Source organism: Thalassospira sp. MCCC 1A01428 (genome assembly GCF_002115825.1).
Lineage (GTDB): Bacteria > Pseudomonadota > Alphaproteobacteria > Rhodospirillales > Thalassospiraceae > Thalassospira.
The window spans coordinates 230,788-247,767 of the sequence record NZ_JFJZ01000004.1; the positions used below are offsets into that span (position 1 = coordinate 230,788).

The 16,980-nt window shown below is 53.9% G+C and carries 16 protein-coding genes; 12 read left to right on the forward strand and 4 right to left on the reverse strand.

The window, feature by feature from the left end:
- Nucleotides 1-17: 17 nt before the first annotated feature.
- Nucleotides 18-2,027 carry an antifreeze glycopeptide gene (locus tag THS27_RS05500; protein WP_246832850.1) on the reverse strand — a complete coding sequence of 670 codons (2,010 nt, stop codon included), beginning with the start codon at nt 2,025-2,027 and terminating at the stop codon, nt 18-20.
- A 394-nt stretch (nt 2,028-2,421) separates the two neighbouring features.
- Between THS27_RS05500 and THS27_RS05505 the strand changes: the two genes are divergently transcribed.
- The 6 genes from THS27_RS05505 to THS27_RS05530 all read left to right on the forward strand — a co-directional run bounded on the left by THS27_RS05505 (nt 2,422) and on the right by THS27_RS05530 (nt 8,761).
- Nucleotides 2,422-3,057: a shikimate kinase gene (locus tag THS27_RS05505; RefSeq protein WP_246832851.1), complete on the forward strand. Its 636-nt coding sequence runs from the start codon at nt 2,422-2,424 to the stop codon at nt 3,055-3,057.
- The gene (aroB, locus tag THS27_RS05510; RefSeq protein ID WP_085588650.1) at nt 3,054-4,172 is read left to right on the forward strand and encodes a 3-dehydroquinate synthase; all 1,119 of its coding nucleotides are present in this window, start codon (nt 3,054-3,056) and stop codon (nt 4,170-4,172) included. Before THS27_RS05505 ends, aroB begins: the two co-directional genes overlap by 4 nt.
- Nucleotides 4,173-4,334: 162 nt before the next feature.
- Nucleotides 4,335-5,609 (forward strand): HlyC/CorC family transporter, encoded by a 1,275-nt coding sequence (locus THS27_RS05515; protein ID WP_085588651.1) that lies wholly within the window; start codon nt 4,335-4,337, stop codon nt 5,607-5,609.
- A gap of 239 nt (nt 5,610-5,848) precedes the next feature.
- Nucleotides 5,849-6,298 carry a CBS domain-containing protein gene (locus tag THS27_RS05520; RefSeq protein ID WP_085588653.1) on the forward strand — a complete coding sequence of 150 codons (450 nt, stop codon included), beginning with the start codon at nt 5,849-5,851 and terminating at the stop codon, nt 6,296-6,298.
- Between the two features lie 145 nt (nt 6,299-6,443).
- Complete coding sequence (locus THS27_RS05525) at nt 6,444-7,034, forward strand: DUF2889 domain-containing protein (RefSeq protein ID WP_085588655.1); 591 nt, start codon at nt 6,444-6,446, stop codon at nt 7,032-7,034.
- 488 nt (nt 7,035-7,522) lie between these two features.
- Entirely contained in the window at nt 7,523-8,761 is a 1,239-nt protein-coding gene (locus THS27_RS05530; protein WP_139835482.1) for a hypothetical protein, read from the forward strand.
- Between the two features lie 95 nt (nt 8,762-8,856).
- On the opposite strand, the gene THS27_RS05535 is transcribed toward THS27_RS05530, so the two are convergent.
- Complete coding sequence (locus tag THS27_RS05535; RefSeq protein ID WP_085588659.1) at nt 8,857-9,141, reverse strand: BolA family transcriptional regulator; 285 nt, start codon at nt 9,139-9,141, stop codon at nt 8,857-8,859.
- A 171-nt stretch (nt 9,142-9,312) separates the two neighbouring features.
- Here THS27_RS05535 and THS27_RS05540 point away from each other — a divergent pair, with 171 nt between their 5' ends.
- The 4 genes from THS27_RS05540 to gluQRS all read left to right on the forward strand — a co-directional run bounded on the left by THS27_RS05540 (nt 9,313) and on the right by gluQRS (nt 14,020).
- Nucleotides 9,313-9,960 (forward strand): DnaJ domain-containing protein, encoded by a 648-nt coding sequence (locus THS27_RS05540; protein WP_085588661.1) that lies wholly within the window; start codon nt 9,313-9,315, stop codon nt 9,958-9,960.
- Nucleotides 9,961-10,154: 194 nt separating this feature from the next.
- On the forward strand, nt 10,155-11,162 hold the full coding sequence (cobS, locus tag THS27_RS05545) for a cobaltochelatase subunit CobS (RefSeq protein WP_085588663.1): 1,008 nt from the start codon (nt 10,155-10,157) through the stop codon (nt 11,160-11,162).
- A 78-nt stretch (nt 11,163-11,240) separates the two neighbouring features.
- Nucleotides 11,241-13,157 carry a cobaltochelatase subunit CobT gene (gene cobT / locus THS27_RS05550; RefSeq protein WP_085588665.1) on the forward strand — a complete coding sequence of 639 codons (1,917 nt, stop codon included), beginning with the start codon at nt 11,241-11,243 and terminating at the stop codon, nt 13,155-13,157.
- A 23-nt stretch (nt 13,158-13,180) separates the two neighbouring features.
- The gene (gene gluQRS / locus THS27_RS05555) at nt 13,181-14,020 is read left to right on the forward strand and encodes a tRNA glutamyl-Q(34) synthetase GluQRS (RefSeq protein ID WP_085588667.1); all 840 of its coding nucleotides are present in this window, start codon (nt 13,181-13,183) and stop codon (nt 14,018-14,020) included.
- Here gluQRS and THS27_RS05560 read toward each other — a convergent pair.
- The gene (locus THS27_RS05560; protein ID WP_085588669.1) at nt 14,012-14,941 is read right to left on the reverse strand and encodes a LysR family transcriptional regulator; all 930 of its coding nucleotides are present in this window, start codon (nt 14,939-14,941) and stop codon (nt 14,012-14,014) included. The genes gluQRS and THS27_RS05560 overlap by 9 nt on opposite strands.
- A gap of 106 nt (nt 14,942-15,047) precedes the next feature.
- On the opposite strand from THS27_RS05560, the gene THS27_RS05565 reads away from it, so the two are divergent.
- A complete protein-coding gene (locus THS27_RS05565) occupies nt 15,048-15,647 on the forward strand; it encodes a short chain dehydrogenase (protein ID WP_085588671.1) in 600 nt (199 codons plus the stop codon).
- A gap of 195 nt (nt 15,648-15,842) precedes the next feature.
- Nucleotides 15,843-16,457 carry a glutathione binding-like protein gene (locus tag THS27_RS05570; RefSeq protein WP_085588673.1) on the forward strand — a complete coding sequence of 205 codons (615 nt, stop codon included), beginning with the start codon at nt 15,843-15,845 and terminating at the stop codon, nt 16,455-16,457.
- 122 nt (nt 16,458-16,579) lie between these two features.
- On the opposite strand, the gene THS27_RS05575 is transcribed toward THS27_RS05570, so the two are convergent.
- Nucleotides 16,580-16,768, reverse strand: a complete 189-nt coding sequence (locus THS27_RS05575; protein WP_085588675.1) for a hypothetical protein — start codon at nt 16,766-16,768, stop codon at nt 16,580-16,582.
- Between the last annotated feature and the right edge of the window lie 212 nt (nt 16,769-16,980).

Here is a 16,980-nt window from a genome sequence, read left to right on the forward strand (position 1 = left end):
CCTTTGCCAAAGGCCGTTTACAGGCCACTTTCCATAATGATTTCAACGGCAATGCGCCGGGCGTCACCATCCAGCCCCACCATGTTAAGGGCATTCACCGATTGGCCAAGCGATACCGGGTTTTGCAAATCGGCACCGATGCCGCCATTGGCAATAACCACCAGTGACGCCACAGTGGCCCGCTGATTGGCGCGCGCCGCCTGTGCCAGTTTGTGAACCACCCCGGCATTGGGAACCGCATCCGAAACGACATAGGGTTGAACCAGAAGGCTATCCCAGAATTTTTCGGGAACCTCGATGCCAAAAGCGGCAAACAGGCTATAGACCTGTTCGGCGTCATGACGTGCCTCAACCTGGTCGTCGCGTGCCATTTGCTGTTCGGCCCACTCATCCATGCGGGCGCGATGGCGGGCCTGTGCTTGCGATGTCGGTGCATTTTCGGTCATGGGCGGGGTTGGTTTAACAGCACCCCCTAACCCGTAATTGGGTGCCGAATCGGGGCCGTTGCCCGCGGCACCATCGGCGGTACCGGTATCTTCCAACCCCGACAGAACCAGCGCGGGATAAAGCACGATCAGGCGGCTTTCAATGGAATTACCGGCATTGGCTGATGCTTTGGCCTGCGCCAGCCAGCCGCCCGCCCGTTCAAGGTCGTTGCTGTAAATTGATGCGGCAATGGCATCGGTAGCAAACCATGCAAAATCGTTATTGATGGGAATATCTTCAAGCAGGGGTGCGCATAGACGTGCAACCTGGCCGTAATCGCCATTGTTGCGCGCATTATCATACATATGGGCCAGAATTTCGGCCCGTGCCGCCGGGACATCGGATTTGGCCGCTGCCTGATAAAGTTTGGCATATTCGCGGGCGGGCGTCTGTTCGCTGGCATCATCAAGCACACCTTCAAGTTCAACTGAACTGAATGTAATGCTGTTGTATACTGCGCCAAGTTCGTCGGTTGTGATGTATCCCTGCTGTTCGGCAAGGCGGGCTGCTTCCAGCTTTAAATCGGTCGCGGTGTTGGCGCTTTTGACAAATGCGATCAGGGTCGGTGCGTCGGCGTTTTGCAAAAGGCTTGTGGGCAGGCCCTGTTTGGTCAGTTCCAGCATTGCAACGTCAAGCGGCCGCAAGTTAACCAACAGGTCGGGTGATACATTGCTGCCGGTGCGAATGGCCTTGTTCAGGGCAAAAAACAGTTTGTCGCTTTCACCTTCAACCTCGCGAACCAGATCGGTGCTAAAGCTGGCGGATGAGTTGTTCTTTGCGCGAAGCTGGCAATAAACGGCTGCCTTTAACCAGAAGGATGTGTCGAACTGTGTGCCATACCCGTCAATTGCGGCACAGGCATCGTCAAGCTGGCCGGTAACCAGCAGCGCGTTGATTTCGGCCTGGGCAAGTTCCGCCTCAGGCTGATTGCGCGATGTGACGCTGATTAAACGGGCAACATCCCCGTAAGCCCCCATTGATTGCAGCTTGGCAATGCGATGCGCCAGAAGGCTGGTATCCTTGTGGTCGGCAGGCGCGGCCGCGATACTTAGCAATATGCGCCGTTCCAGATTGCGCATGGCATGGTTGGCCGGATGGTCGGGCAGGGCATCAATCAGGCGGGCGGCGGTGAGACGGCTGGTGCCAGACCACATGTCAACACCCAGCCCGCCCGAATTGCGATCCAGTATCCCGACCGATTCGGCATCAACAGCGTTTAGTTCAAGCGTTTGTACCGCGTCCGGGTCCGTCGGGTAGTTTTGGCCAGAGGCATTATTGCCCCAGCCAAAAACACCGTTTGGCCCCTGCGGTATGCTTGTTCCTGTGGCACCACCCGAAGTTTCGCCGCCTTGTGCCGGTGCAGTTGTTGCTGTGCCGTTGGCCGGTGCCCCATCTTGCGGCGGGGTTTGGGTATCGGCGTTGCGATTTTGCAAAAACAACGGAACGGGGCCTTGCTGGGCCTGGGCGGGGATCACCTGCATCAACGCGCCCAACCCGGTCAGGCAGGCAAAGACGCAGGCTCTGGTGGTGCCTGAACGCATTTTAGTTGAACCTCGAATCAGGGATGGGTTGTTCGATTTGCGATGTCGGTGCCGGTATATCCCAGGTCACAAGGAAAATGGCGCCGCCCGCGATAACCGCGATAATCAGAAACAGAATGATCCGGGATAGAATTTTCATGGGCTCTCAAGCTTTGTTTTGGGTGTTCTGACCGAGATATCAGCCATATTGCGAAAAACTGGTTACATCCTAATTCGGCAGGACCAAGGCAGTCTAGGGCCGAGAACGTTAATAATTGCATGTCAATTTTACGATCAGGGTGAAGTTGGGCATACTGATCGCAAATTCGACATGCGGTTTGCTTGCGTTCCGCGCAACCGTGCCCTAAAGAATTACACAACAGTGTCAACACGTATCAAGCGGTCAAGGGACCGTATGAACATGGTAAAACAGGATTGCAAACCGGTCATGGAGAGCAAAAGTGCCGATTCGGGTTTGCACACGGATATAACAGCGCAGATTGGTGCCGGGCTAGGGAATCGGTCACTGGTTTTTGTCGGCCTGATGGGGGCTGGTAAAAGCTGCATCGGGCGTATGGTTGCCAAAACGCTTAACTTGCCTTTTGTCGATGCCGACCGCGAAATCGAGGAAGCTGCCGGCTGTTCGATTGCCGATATTTTTCGCCTGTATGGCGAAGACGCCTTTCGCGATGGCGAGGAACGTGTGATTGCACGTTTGCTGGAAGGTGAACCGGTTGTTCTGGCGACCGGCGGCGGGGCTTTTATCCGTGAACAAACCCGTAAACTGATTTTGGAAAAAGGTGTTTCGGTCTGGCTGCGTGCCGATCTGGATGTTTTGGTGCAGCGCACGGCGGGGCGCCCGCATCGACCGTTGTTAAACAGTGGAAATCCACGCCAGATTCTGGCGGATCTGATTGAAACGCGTTACCCGGTTTATGCCGGTGCCGATGTAACATTTGATTGTGGCGATGCCTCGAAAGAGGATACCCGCGACGGGGTTCTTGCTGCTTTGGCAGGGGCCTTTGGCGACAATGGAAAGTTGAAACCTTGAATAGTGCAGAAACCCTTCGCGTCGATCTGGGCGCGCGCAGCTATGATATCGTAATTGGTAGCGGATTGTTGCCTGATACCGGCACATATGTTGCCCCGTTTGCCAGATCGGCCGGGGTGGTCATTGTTACGGATGCTGCTGTTGCAAAGCTGCATTTGCCAACTGTTCAGGCATCCCTTGATCAGGCTGGAATTGCGCATCATTGTGTTGTGGTTCCGGCGGGCGAAGCATCGAAAAGCTTCGCCACCTTTGAAAGTGTGGTCGAACAGGTGCTGGCCCTTGGCATTGAACGGTCAACGCTGATTATTGCGCTGGGCGGCGGGGTAATTGGCGATCTGGCCGGTTACGTCGCGGCATCGCTGTTGCGCGGACTGGATTTTGTGCAAATTCCAACAACATTGCTGTCGCAGGTCGACAGCTCGGTTGGTGGTAAAACCGGCATTAATTCCAGATCGGGTAAAAACCTGGTCGGGGCGTTTCACCAACCGCGGCTGGTGCTGGCTGATACAGCCGTGCTTGATACCCTGCCCAAACGCGAAATTCTGGCAGGGTATGCCGAGGTTGCCAAATATGGCCTGATTGATGACCCGGAATTTTTTAGCTGGCTGGAAGAAAATGCATCGGCGGTTATCGCAAAGGATGGCGAGGAACGCAAACAGGCGGTGATGCGCAGTTGCGCTGCCAAGGCCCGGATCGTGTCGCAGGATGAACGGGAACACGGCAAACGTGCGTTGCTGAATCTCGGGCACACTTTTGGCCATTCGTTTGAAGCCGAACTGGGCTATGACGGGCGTTTGCTGCATGGCGAGGCCGTTGCGATGGGTATGGTGATTGCGCATGATGTGTGTGCCGCAATGGGCATGGCACCGGCACAGGACACAAGCCGGATCGTTGCGCATTTGCAAAATGTTGGTCTGCCGGTGCGGGCCGCCGAAATTTCGGGCGTGCATTGGGATGTGGACCGGTTGATCAGCCATATGTCGCGCGATAAAAAAGTTCGCGACGGCCAGATCACATTTGTCATGACCCGGGGCATTGGCAAGGCATTTACATCGCGCGAAATGGATGTCGGCAAAATGCGTTCTGCGATATCGCGGTCATGCCAGAACCGATAATCAGGTTGCGAGGGTGTTTCTCCTGATACGATACGCCCGGTTGCTTCTGATGGCTTTATCGATTGTTCCTGTCAGCGTTAGTGATCGCAGCTGGCAGGGGTGATAAATTGTTGGGCTGAAGTTGAAGGGCCATTGTTGCTCTTTTGATAACGAGGGGACCAAATGACAATCACGGTTATCGTGATTTTTATCCTGTTGATGCTGTCGGCGTTTTTTTCGGGGTCGGAAACGGCCCTGACGGCAGCATCGCGTTCGATCATGCATCACAAGGAACAGGATGGTGATGTCCGCGCCGGGATCGTTAACCGGTTGCGTGAACGTCAGGAACGGCTGATCGGGGCTATTTTGCTGGGTAATAACCTGGTTAATATTCTGGCATCGGCCATGGCAACATCGGTGATGATTGCCACCTTTGGCCCCAATGGCGTGGTGTATGCCACGGCGGCGATGACGGCCCTGGTGCTGATTTTTGCAGAAATTCTGCCGAAAACCTATGCGCTGAAACATGCCGACAGCATGGCGTTGCGCGTGGCCCGGCCGATGAAATTTCTGGTCACCCTTTTTGCCCCGGTCACGGAAAGCATTCAGGTGATCGTGCGGGCAACCATGCATTTGTTTGGCGGTGGTGACGGCCCGGGCATGGATAGCGAGCGCGAATTGCGGGGTGCCATTGAACTGCATGCCGATGACGAGGTGATTGGCGATCATCAGGCCGAACGCGCGATGTTACACGGTATTCTGGACCTTGATGATGTCGGCGTTTGGGAAATTATGGTGCATCGACGCAAGGTGCAGATGATTGATGTCTCGCGCTCGATGGATGAAATTCTGGAAACGGTGCTGGCCAGTCCGCATACGCGCATTCCGATTTATGAAAATGACCCTGACAACATTGTTGGCGTGTTACATGCGCGTGAAGTGTTAAAGGCAATTGTGCGGGGCAATAAACCGGAAGACGCCCAGGCCGTTCGCGAACTGGCCGCCAAGCCATGGTTTATTCCCGATTCCACCACCCTTGCCGACCAGTTAAAGGCATTTAAGGAACGGCACGAACATTTTGCCATCGTTGTCGATGAATACGGTGCCTTTGAAGGCGTCGTATCGCTTGAAGATATTCTGGAAGAAATTGTGGGCGATATTGCCGATGAAACCGATGTTGAGGTGGTGGGGGTACAACCCCAGGCCGACGGGTCGGTTATTGTGCGCGGCGATGTCACCATTCGCGACCTGAACCGTCGGTTTGGCTGGCGTCTGCCCGACGAGGAAGCCGCGACCATTGCCGGGCTTTTGCTTTATGAAACCCGCCGTATTCCCGATGTCGGACAGCTGTTTCGGTTTCACGGGCTGGAATTTGAAGTGTTGCGCCGGGTGCGAAACCAGGTGACACGGGTTAAATTGCGGCTGGGCGACAGTGTGCCCGCAACGGATGAAAGCTGACGCTACAGGCATCATTCATCCCCGCCAAGGCAATCAAACCTTGTTTACAATGCACCACAGCCCGCAGCAATGCTGCGGGCTGTGGCATTTGCGGTTTTGATAAAGACATGATGGCGCGTTAAATGGTCGTAAATGTTCTACTTATAGGTTAAAATTGGCATGATGGCATCGGCACCGGTTATATGCCGGGCACCACTGATGTCATGAAATGGCAACTGCAAACCGCATAGAGAGACAAAATGGACACAAAAATCGTACCGGGTCTCGTGAAGGAACAATCCCTTGCCACCCTGAACCCTGCCGATTCCGTGATGGATGCGGTTTTATTGATGACGGAACGCAAAATTGGCGCCGTGCTTATCGTCGATAATTCCGCCCGGCTTTCCGGCATTTTTACCGAGCGCGATTTGGTGAACCGGGTGGTTGCAAAGCAGCTTGACCCTGCAAAAACCGCCCTTGCTGATGTGATGACAACCAACCCCGATACCTTGCGCCCTGATGATAACGCCCAGGATGCCCTGGCTTTGATGAGCGCGCATCGCTATCGCCACCTGCCTGTGCTCGATGGGGAAACGGTTGTTGGCATGGTGTCGATCCGCGATTTGTTTAACGTGGTCAAGGCTGGCCTGGAAGACGAAGTGCGCGACCGGGAAAAGTTCATTTTCGGTTCTGATTACGGCGTTGCCTAGGGGCTGGTCACGGGCATTTTACCGTTCATGTTGCGGGTTTGTGGCCGGTTTTTCGGCCCAGGAAGCAAACTTGACCGGGTGGGGTGCGTTTCCATGTTGACACAGAGGCTGGTTCTGTCTTTACGTTTACGTAAAGGAGAGAGAAATGCCCCTGTCAGAGCCCGCCCCGCGAGAGCATATCCATACCCGAAAAATAACCTGCACCGGTTACCGGCGTGCCGATGGCCTGTGGGATATTGAAGGGCATATTACCGATGTGAAAACCTATGGTTTTGCCAACCATGATCGGGGTGAAATCCCGCCCGGCGAGCCAATCCACCAGATGTGGCTGCGCATTACAGTTGGCAATGACATGGTGATCAAGGCGGCAGAAGCGGTTACGGATCATGCTCCTTTTGCTGCCTGTGGTGAAATCGCCCCCAATTATGAAAAACTGGTGGGTCTTAAAATTGGCCCCGGCCTTAAGCGCCAAATTCGTGAACGTGTTGGCGGTATATATGGCTGCACGCACCTGACCGAATTAATGGGGCCGGTGGCAACGACGGCTTTTCAAACCATTTTTCCCATTCGTGCCCGCGAAGCCGAAGAAAAACAGCAACGCCAGGCACAGGACGGGCAGGCCCCGGCGCGCAAACGGCAAAGTCCGCTGGTAAATAGTTGTCATGGCTGGCGCAGTGACGGGGCGGCTGTGAAACGGATTGCACCTGATAATTATACCGGCGCGGATGAAAATTGAGGCAACAATACGGGTATGGATGTGGGTAACGGTTGAGAACTTCAAGTTATACACATTGTCACCGCGGCCTTCTTGTCTATCGGCTGGCTGATGACAAAGCGGTTTATCCCTTAATTCCCTCATAAACGCGCCCGCCTTAATTGTTTAACGAGGGCGCTGCCGAGACTCGGCCCGATCCGTCCCCGACAGGGGCGGTAAAGAACAATTTTCAGGGATTAAAGAAACGTGCAGGCGGCTTTTTACGCGGCGACGATGCATATTTTATGAGGTTTTGTTGAGTTTACTATCCTATAGATTAGTCATACTACCCTAAAGGGGTTGTTTTTCTGCCTCTTCTTGTCAATATCGTATAGGTATTGCGGGGTGAATTGCTATTGGGGGCGGTTTTGGCACGGGTGGGTATCTTTCGACGAACACGTAAAATGTGCGGGAAATCGCTCTGTTCGGGCTTAAAGCACTGTGTTCTGTTCGTTTTGGGAATTGTCGTTGTGGGCTTGGCAGGATGCCATCGCGCCAAAGCGGACCATAACGGCAAACATTTTCTGGTACTTCAGACTAATTTGCAGCCGCCTTATCAGGAACTCGATAATGGCGCATTGACCGGCACGACGGTGCGTTTGCTGGATTGTGCTTTTCAAAAAATCGACATCGAATACGGCATTACCCTGGCCCCTCGCCAGCGCAATCGCGATATGGTCCGAAAGGGCCAGGCAGATGGATTTTTCCTGTCGCGCCTGTCGTCCGATATGGCAAGCTACGCCGAGCCGACCTCGCCTTTGGCATTGGAAAAGTGGGTTTGGGTTTCGCGCCATCGTGTTACAGATGGCCAGTTGCGTGTTCCCCATCCCGATCAAAAGGTAACGGTTGGGGCTGTTCTTGGGTCAAACGAGGCCGAATGGACGCTTGATCAGGGGTATCGGGATGTCGTCCATGTGCCGTCCCTGCGCTCGCTGATTGCGTTATTGCAAAAGGGCCGCGTTGATTTTGCGTTGATTGATCAGCAATCCTTTGCCCGCGCACGTGACGAATTAAAGCTCGATGCCGATGATTTCACCGAACGTTTTGCCAGTTATATGCCGCTGGTAATGTATTTTGCCCGCACCTATACCAAAACGCACCCGGAGACCCTGCGTAATTTAAACCGGGCGCTGGATATTTGCGAGCCTGCCGTGGTCAAACTTGAAAATCACGAGCGCGACCAGATCATGAATGATGAAGTTGAGAAAATTCGCCAGATTATGCGGGCACCTGCATTGATTAATGCCCTGCGCGACCGGGGCGAATTTCAGGACCCTTTGCATGTGAACGTTGTCAACCGCGACAAGGTGGCGGACCTGGACCGGGAATGGCGTGAAGCAAGTGCCAATGGAACCGCGTCCCGGCTGGCTGCGGATATCTTGCGAAACGATGTTTCCACCTATTTGCAACGGGCCTATCGCAATCGGGACGTCCGCTTTGCCGAGGCCTTTATTTTTGATCAGAACGGGCTGATTGTTGGCATGTCGAGCCCGACCAGCAACTATGACCAGTCGGGCGAAGCCAAATTCGCTATTTTCAGCAATAATGCCGCCAGCCCGGTGCAAATCGCCGATATTTATTATGATCCGTCGACATCAAAGTTTTTGTCGCAAATAACCATGCCGGTGACAGACCCGAAAAATGGCGAGGTGTTAGGGGCCCTGACAGTTGGGCTGGATGTAACCGCGGCCCTGTCCACCAGAGACTGATACCTGTCACTGCCTGCGCCACCAAAGGGGCGCGGTAATTTGCAAAACGGGCCGGGGTTACGCATCAACCTTATTTGAACACGATGAAGCCGGTGTTATTTGGCTGTGTCGGCCCATTCGGCAGGGGACATTGTTTTTAAGGCCAGGGCATGGACCCGGTTTTTAAGCAGGTCATCCAGGGCATTATAAACCATGCGTTGTCGGTTCACGCGATTTTGGCCATCAAAACAATCGGCAACGATCAATACCGAAAAATGGGACTCGCCACGCGGGTCGGCACCGGAATGACCGGCATGTTTGGCAGAATCGTCAATAATTTCCAGTTTGGCCGGGTTAAACCGGGCCGTGATGATATCGCGAATTTGCTGGGCAACTTGCATGTAACATTCTCTAATTGTTGGAAGGATGGCCTGTTTGCTTTACCGTTGGCGAAACTCTGGCGTTCTTTTGGGTGGCGAAGCAACCACCGGAAATTTTTTCAATCCTTTTATCATTCGTAATCGGCACATATGATATTGCGTCCCATGAATGTTCCGAACATATAAACCTCCATGAACAGAGCGCAACGAAACAAACGCAAGACGTTGTATTTTAGCGAGCCCGATTTGCCAGAGTGCGATTGGCCTGGCTGTGCGGAGCATGGGGAGTTTCGTGCCCCCAAGGACCGCAAGCTCAGCACGTATTATCAGTTTTGTCTGGAGCATGTGCGGCAATACAACAAATCCTGGGACTATTTCAGCGGCATGAAGGCCGATGACATCGAGGAACATGTGCGCCGCGATGCCCATTGGCAACGCCCGACCTGGCGGTTTGGCCACATTCGCGGGGCAAAAAAACCGTTCGATTTCAAATTTGCCGATGGTTTTGGCTTTTTTAACGAGGAAGGCGAACAAACCCATCATGGGCCGGGGGGCGACCCCAATGCCAATCGCCGCGAACGCAATGCGGAAGAAGCCGCCCGCAAGGCCGGGGCGCTGGGCATGCCGCGCGAACAGCAAATGGCGATGGCAACGCTGGATCTGGGCTGGCCGTTTTCCAAGGACGAACTTAAATCCAAATACAAACAGCTATCGAAAAAATATCATCCCGATGCCAATGGCGGGGATAAACGCGCCGAAGAGCGGTTTAAAACCATCAGTGCCGCGTATTCAAGCCTGATGACTTATATCCGTGATCTTGAGGCACGCGTTTCGATCTAGGTTTGCCAGCTTGCCTGTCGATATGGCGTTATTATGTATCCGGGATCAGCGTTGCGGATGGCATATGGCATGGCTTTTTATGATGAAGGGAAATTTTTCGGTATCTTTCCTTTGTCCGCGGCGGCTTAATCGTTATTAATGACAAAGATGACACATTCGGCCGGACCAACCGGCCCCAAAATGCGCGAGTACTTATGAGCCAAGGTTACGAAGCGAGCGGTGGTGCAGCAGAACATCCGCTGGATGCACCCGATACCAAAATTTCCGTGCGTGAGGCGTTCGGGATTGATTCCGACATGATGGTCCCGGCATTCAGCCAGACCAGCGAACATGTCCCGGCCAGTGATTCGACCTATCGTTTTGATCGCGATACCACATTGGCGATTTTGGCGGGCTTTGCCCACAATCGCCGGGTGATGATCCAGGGGTATCACGGCACAGGTAAATCAACCCATATCGAACAGGTGGCATCGCGGCTAAATTGGCCGTGCGTACGTGTGAACCTTGATAGTCATATCAGCCGTATTGACCTGATCGGCAAGGACGCCATTGTTCTGCGCGACGGCAAGCAAATTACCGAATTTCGCGAAGGCATTTTGCCCTGGGCCCTGAAGCGCCCGGTCGCGATGGTATTTGATGAATATGATGCCGGGCGCCCCGATGTGATGTTCGTGATCCAGCGTGTTTTGGAAGTTGACGGCAAGTTGACCTTGCTGGACCAGAACAAGGTGATCCATCCGCACCCGTTTTTCCGCCTGTTTGCCACATCAAATACGGTTGGCCTGGGCGATACCACCGGTCTTTATCATGGCACCCAGCAGATCAACCAGGCCCAGATGGACCGCTGGTCGATCATTGCGACGCTGAATTATCTGTCGGTTGCTGATGAAACCAACATTGTTGCCGCCAAGGTTGCCAGCTTTGACAATCCCGAAGGTCGAAGCAAGATCGAGGCGATGGTGGCCCTTGCCAACCTGACCCGTCAGGGGTTTGTATCGGGTGATATTTCAACCGTGATGAGCCCGCGTACCGTGATTACGCTGGCTGAAAACGCTGAAATTTTCAACGATGTGGCCTATGCGTTTCGCGTGACCTTCCTTAATCGCTGTGACGAGGTAGAGCGGCCTATTCTGGCCGAATATTACCAGCGTTGCTTTGGCGAGGAACTGCCGCAAAGTGCAATCAATGTGATGGTGCGTTAAACGCACCATCCCTGACTTCAGGTTCGTTGCCAGCTGTGATGCAACGCCCGAAACCCCAGTAATACGAGACTGCAAGCGATGAAAAACGACGAGGCGCTTTCCGGATTTCTGCGCGGCACGGCGGCGACATTTCGCGCGCTGGCCGGTCGCAATGATCTGGAGGTCGGCTTTGTCAAAGGCGGGCGCCCGGGTGGTTATGGCGAACATGTTCGCCTGCCCATGCCCAAACAGGCCCTGCCCAAGGATGAAGTGGCCGATTTGCGCGGTGTTGCCGATGGCTGGGCGTTAAAGTTGCGTCATCATGATGCGGCCCTGCATCAAAAACGCATGCCCGAAAGTGCCGAGGCCCAGGCCGTTTACGAAGCCCTGGAAACCGCCCGTTATGAAGCCGTTGGGTCGCGTTATTTTCCCGGTGTGCGTAAAAACCTGCGTGCCCATGAAGATGCCGATTGCAAGGCGAAAAACTTTCATCGCCTGACCGCGCGTGAAGATGCCCCCTTTGCCGATGCGATTGGTATGTTGGCGCGTGAAATGTTCACCGGTGAAAAAGCCCCGGATTCCGCCCGGAACCTGATCGATTTGTGGCGCGCCGAGATCGAGGAAAAAGCCGGCAGCGACCTTTCTGATTTGCGCAATATGCTAGACGATCAGGAAGCGTTTTCGCGTGGGATGCGCCGTTTGCTGGATCATTTGTCGTTAGAAGACGACTTGCTTGAAGAGCCGCCCGAAGAAGAAGGCGATGATCAGGACCAGCAAGATGGCGATGACGCCCCGGATGACGAACAGGAAAGCCAGGGCGGCGAGCAGGGCGACAGCGACGAAACCGACCCGAACGGTGATGATCAGCAGCAGGAAAGCGGCGCTGACGATGCTGAAGCGGGCGAGGGCGATGTTGACGACCAGCAGCTTGAGGCACAATCGCAGGAAGAACAGCCTGCCGGGCCGGGCGAACAGCCGGAATTTGATGGCCGCAACGAACCGGTAGAGCGCGGATACGAGCCGTTCTCGCGCGAATATGACGAAATCGTTTTTGCCGATGAGCTGTGCGAAAGCATGGAACTGGCCCGGTTGCGCGCGATGCTGGACAAGCAGTTGGCGGCCTTGCAAAGCGTTGTTTCGCGCATTGCCAACCGCTTGCAACGCCGCCTGATGGCACAGCAAAACCGGGGATGGGACTTTGACCTTGAAGAAGGCATTCTTGATGCGGCCAAACTGGCGCGTATCGTTGCCATGCCTTCCACACCCCTGTCGTTCAAGCTCGAACATGATACCGATTTTCGCGATACCGTCGTCACTCTGCTGATCGACAATTCCGGCTCCATGCGTGGACGGCCAATTACCATTGCCGCCCTGTCGGCCGATATTCTGGCACGTACACTGGAGCGCTGCGGGGTGAAGGTCGAAATTTTGGGCTTTACTACCCGGCAATGGAAAGGCGGGCAATCGCGCGAGGCGTGGGTTGAGGCGGGTAAACCACCCAAACCGGGCCGCTTGAACGATTTGCGCCATATTATTTACAAAGCCGCCGATACGCCGTGGCGCCGGGCACGCAAAAACCTTGGTTTGATGCTGCGTGAAGGGTTGCTTAAGGAAAATATCGACGGTGAAGCCCTGTTATGGGCGCATGAACGCTTGCTGGCGCGCAATGAACAACGCCGCATCCTGATGGTGATTTCCGATGGTGCGCCGGTTGATGATTCAACACTGTCGGTGAATTCGGGCAACTATCTGGAACGGCATTTGCGTGAAGTGATCAACTGGATTCAAACCCGGTCGCCGGTGGAATTGCTGGCGATTGGTATTGGCCATGACGTAACGCGCTATTATCAGCACGCCGTGACGATTAACGACCCGGAAGAACTGGGCGGCACCATGCTGCGCGAACTTTCCGATCTGTTTGATGAAAAACCCAAACGTGGCCCCAAACGCCCGCTGCGCCATGTGGCGGCCGATACGGCCAAGGACAAGGGACATGGCGACAAGGATCGCTGGTAATACAAATATACGGGGCTGGCAAAATGGGTGAGATCACCCGTTTTGCCCCCAGCCCGACCGGATATTTGCATTTGGGCCATGCGGCATCGGCCCTGTTTGCCGCCCGCAATGCCGGAGATAAGGGCCGGTTTTTATTGCGGATCGAGGATATCGACCAAACCCGCGCCCGCCCGGAATATATTGAGGCTATATATCAAGACCTTGCCTGGCTGGGCCTGAGCTGGGAAACGCCGGTACGCATCCAATCCGCCCATTTCAACGATTATCAGGCGGTGCTGGACCGTTTGACGGATCGGGATTTACTTTATCCGTGTTTTTGTACGCGTAAGGAAATTCAGGCTGAAATCGCCCGGATTGGCAATGCCCCGCATGGGCCGGATGGGGCACTTTACCCTGGCGCCTGTCGCCATTTAAGTGTGTCGGAACGTGCGGATCGAATAGCCGCCGGGGATTCCTATGCCCTGCGCCTTGATATGGGGCGGGCCATAAAACAGGTGGGTAAGCGGTTATACTGGCATGACCGCGCCGCAGGCCGCCAGGTGGCAACACCGGAAATTTTTGGCGATGTGGTCCTGGCCCGCAAGGATACACCGACCAGTTATCATGTGTCGGTGACACTGGACGATCATTTGCAGGGCATTTCGCTGGTGACACGGGGCGAGGATCTGTTTTTTGCCAGCCACCTGCACCGCCTGTTACAGGAATTGCTGGGCTATGACGTGCCCGAATACCACCACCATAAATTGCTGGCCGGGCCGGATGGCAAACGGTTTGCCAAGCGCGATAAATCCGAAACCCTGCGATCCATGCGCGAGCGGGGTATTTCTGTTGCCGATATATTGACCAGGATTGAGTCATTTTAAGCTGGCACGTTTGCCGGTTTCCAGCAAATCAGGCCGAGCATAAAACCAGTCGCGGATAAAATCAATCAGCAGGCGGTTTTTAAGCGGCAATGCCCCCTGATAGGGATAAACAAGGCTGATCGGGCTTTGCGGCGATGTATAGGCGTTTAAGCGTGTTTCCAGCCTGCCTATGCTAATTTCCTGCATGGCGATATAGCGTGGCAGGCGGGCCACCCCCAGGCCCTGACAGGCCGCATTACGGATAAGGGGATAGTGGTTAAGCCGCAAAGTGCCGCGAACAAGAATGGATTGTGGGCCGTCTTCGCCAAAAAACAGCCATCGATTGTCTGTGCAGTAATGAAAATTGTTGATGCAATTATGGTTTCGCAGGTCGTTTGGCGTTGTGACGGGCGGTGTCATTTGCCAATAAGCCGGGCTGGCACAGACCAGTTCGGATAATTGCCCCAAAGGAATGGCAACCTGGTCGGGGTCGCTGGCTAAACCTGCCCGGATCGCCATATCGACCGGGTCCGATTTTAAATCGCGATAGCGGTTTTCCAGCTCCAGTTCGATGGTGATATCGGGATGGCGGGTTTGAAATGTGGTGATGATGTCGTTTAGGAAAATCTCGCCAAATGATACTGGCACGGTGATACGAACGGTGCCGGTCGGGTTTTTGCGCAGGCTTTCAACCGCTTCAAAACCGGCCTCGGCATTTTCGCCCAGGCGCTGACAGTAAACTAAAAAGGCTGTGCCGGTTTCCGTCAGTTCCAGCTTGCGGGTGGTGCGAAACAGTAATTGTGTTCCCAATGCTTCTTCAAGCCGGGTGACATGCTGGCTGATCAGGCCTTTCGATACCTTTAAAACCTTTGCTGCTGCTGTAAACCCGCCATATTCGATAACGGCGGCAAAGCTGTGCATTTCGGTTAGATACTGTTTCATTGTTTAATTATATAAACAATGTGTTTGAAAATTGCCAGATTGTCGATCCAATAAACATGTGCGAAGGTTTCGTCATCGTCTTTCAACAGATAAAAGGATTAGCACGATGAAGGTTCTTCTTGTCGGTGCCTCGGGCACGATTGGCAAAGCCGTTGCGACCGAACTGGGCGCGCGCCACGATATTATTACGGCCGGGCGCACCAGCGGCGATATCCAGATCGATATTTGTGACACGGCCAGCATCCGGGATGCCTTTAAAAAGGTAGGTACCGTGGATGCCGTTGTGTCGACGGCGGGCAAAGTGCATTTCGGTGATTTTGCCGAAATGGATGATGAAAAATACCGCATTGGCATTAATGACAAACTGATGGGGCAGGTAAACCTGGTGTTGATCGGGCGTGATTATGTGGCCGATACCGCGTCATTTACCCTGACAACCGGTGTTTTGACCAAAGATCCGATTCGGTATGGAAGTTCGGCTTCGATGGTGAATGGTGCGGTGGAAAGTTTTGTTCGCGCAGCGGCGATTGAAATGACACCGGGCTTGCGGATAAATGCGGTTAGCCCCGGTGTGATTAGCGAGGCGATGGAAGGGTACGGGCCGTTTTTCCGGGGGCACAACCCGGTTCCCGCAGCACGTGCTGCCCTTGGTTATGCAAAGTCGGTTGAGGGGCTTCAGACCGGCCAGGTTTTCGAGATTTTTTAGCAATAGCGGTTGGTAAAGCCGGTTAAATCGGAAGAAAACGCGCCCCAAATGGCTTTTGGCGCGTTTTTTTTCGTAAAATTGCCGTGGTTTCGGATCTAACCCTTGCGTTTATCATCTGGTATTCCATTTATAGCGCGATAGTTGGCGGCTGTTGGGGGACAGGTTGTCGCGTATAAAGCCAAGAGACGTGCCAAGATGATATTGTATTACATGCCGGGGGCTTGCTCACTCTCGACTCATATATCACTGCGAGAAACGGGGGAGCATTTTAACCTCGTCAGAATTAATCCTAAAAACAACAAGACCGAGACCGGCGAGAACTTCCTTTCCATCAATCCTGATGGCAATGTACCGACCCTTAAACTTCCCGATCAGCGCCTGATTACCGATTGCGCAGCTGCATTGTCGTATGTGGCGGATACTTTTTGGCAAACCGGCATTTCACCGGAGCCAGGGTCACCCCGTCGTGCGGAAATGGATGTGTTGCTGGCCGAAATTGAACGCGAGTTGCATGTTCAGTTTGCGCCGTTGCATCAAAAAACAACTGATATTGTCGCGCGCGATGCCGCCCTTGCCAGGTTGGCAGTTGAATTTGAAAAATACGAAACGCTTTTTTCCGATGGCCGTAAATATTTACTGGGCCGCGCGTTTAGCGTTGCTGATGCCTATTTGTTTGTTGCCATCAATTGGGCAGGAATATCGGGGCTAAATATATTCCGCTGGTCCCATGTCGGTGATTTTAGCGACCGAATGCGCAGCCGCCCTTCTGTTTTGGCTGCTTTGCGGGCTGAAGGCTTGCTTGCAGAATAAACGGTTCTGCAATGTTGCCTTTACGGGGTTTTTCCCCGCTTTGTCGATTTTTTGCATAAAAAAGCAGCCTGCCGGGAAGTCGGCAGGCTGCTTTATAATGGGTTGATTGCGTGGGTGCTGGTTTAACGGCTGAAATCCAGCAACACCAGAAACGCAACCGGAACCAGCGCCAGGGCTACGTAAATCCATGCCGAGGCAATGGAAATGCCAAGGGCGGCCAGAACAAAACCGCTCAGATACAGTACCAGGCCGATAACGGCGACCAGCAAAATGCCGATTAACGGCAAGGCAACTTTGGAATCGGTTTTCATGTAAGCATTGCTCCCCAAGCGCGGGCCTGTCGCGGACAGGCTCCTTAAAATCTGCATTACCTTAGCACTGGTGATGAAAAACTGTTTTGACAAGGATCAATACGCTGTGCAGCGGGCTGGTTGCCTGGTCTTTGTCCTGATGAAGGGATTGGCAGCTTAATATAAGTAAAGGTGCCAATCGGGTTTCAGACCCTCCGTCGTGAAGATGTGTC

Coding starts and splice junctions, on each gene's coding strand:
- THS27_RS05500 (WP_246832850.1), bottom strand. CDS start 2,027: ATGCGTTCAGGCACCACCAGAGCCTGCGTCTTTGCCTGCCTGACCGGG.
- THS27_RS05505 (WP_246832851.1), top strand. CDS start 2,422: ATGAACATGGTAAAACAGGATTGCAAACCGGTCATGGAGAGCAAAAGT.
- THS27_RS05515 (WP_085588651.1), top strand. CDS start 4,335: ATGACAATCACGGTTATCGTGATTTTTATCCTGTTGATGCTGTCGGCG.
- THS27_RS05520 (WP_085588653.1), top strand. CDS start 5,849: ATGGACACAAAAATCGTACCGGGTCTCGTGAAGGAACAATCCCTTGCC.
- THS27_RS05525 (WP_085588655.1), top strand. CDS start 6,444: ATGCCCCTGTCAGAGCCCGCCCCGCGAGAGCATATCCATACCCGAAAA.
- THS27_RS05535 (WP_085588659.1), bottom strand. CDS start 9,141: ATGCAAGTTGCCCAGCAAATTCGCGATATCATCACGGCCCGGTTTAAC.
- THS27_RS05540 (WP_085588661.1), top strand. CDS start 9,313: ATGAACAGAGCGCAACGAAACAAACGCAAGACGTTGTATTTTAGCGAG.
- cobS (WP_085588663.1), top strand. CDS start 10,155: ATGAGCCAAGGTTACGAAGCGAGCGGTGGTGCAGCAGAACATCCGCTG.
- cobT (WP_085588665.1), top strand. CDS start 11,241: ATGAAAAACGACGAGGCGCTTTCCGGATTTCTGCGCGGCACGGCGGCG.
- gluQRS (WP_085588667.1), top strand. CDS start 13,181: ATGGGTGAGATCACCCGTTTTGCCCCCAGCCCGACCGGATATTTGCAT.
- THS27_RS05560 (WP_085588669.1), bottom strand. CDS start 14,941: ATGAAACAGTATCTAACCGAAATGCACAGCTTTGCCGCCGTTATCGAA.
- THS27_RS05565 (WP_085588671.1), top strand. CDS start 15,048: ATGAAGGTTCTTCTTGTCGGTGCCTCGGGCACGATTGGCAAAGCCGTT.
- THS27_RS05570 (WP_085588673.1), top strand. CDS start 15,843: ATGATATTGTATTACATGCCGGGGGCTTGCTCACTCTCGACTCATATA.
- THS27_RS05575 (WP_085588675.1), bottom strand. CDS start 16,768: ATGAAAACCGATTCCAAAGTTGCCTTGCCGTTAATCGGCATTTTGCTG.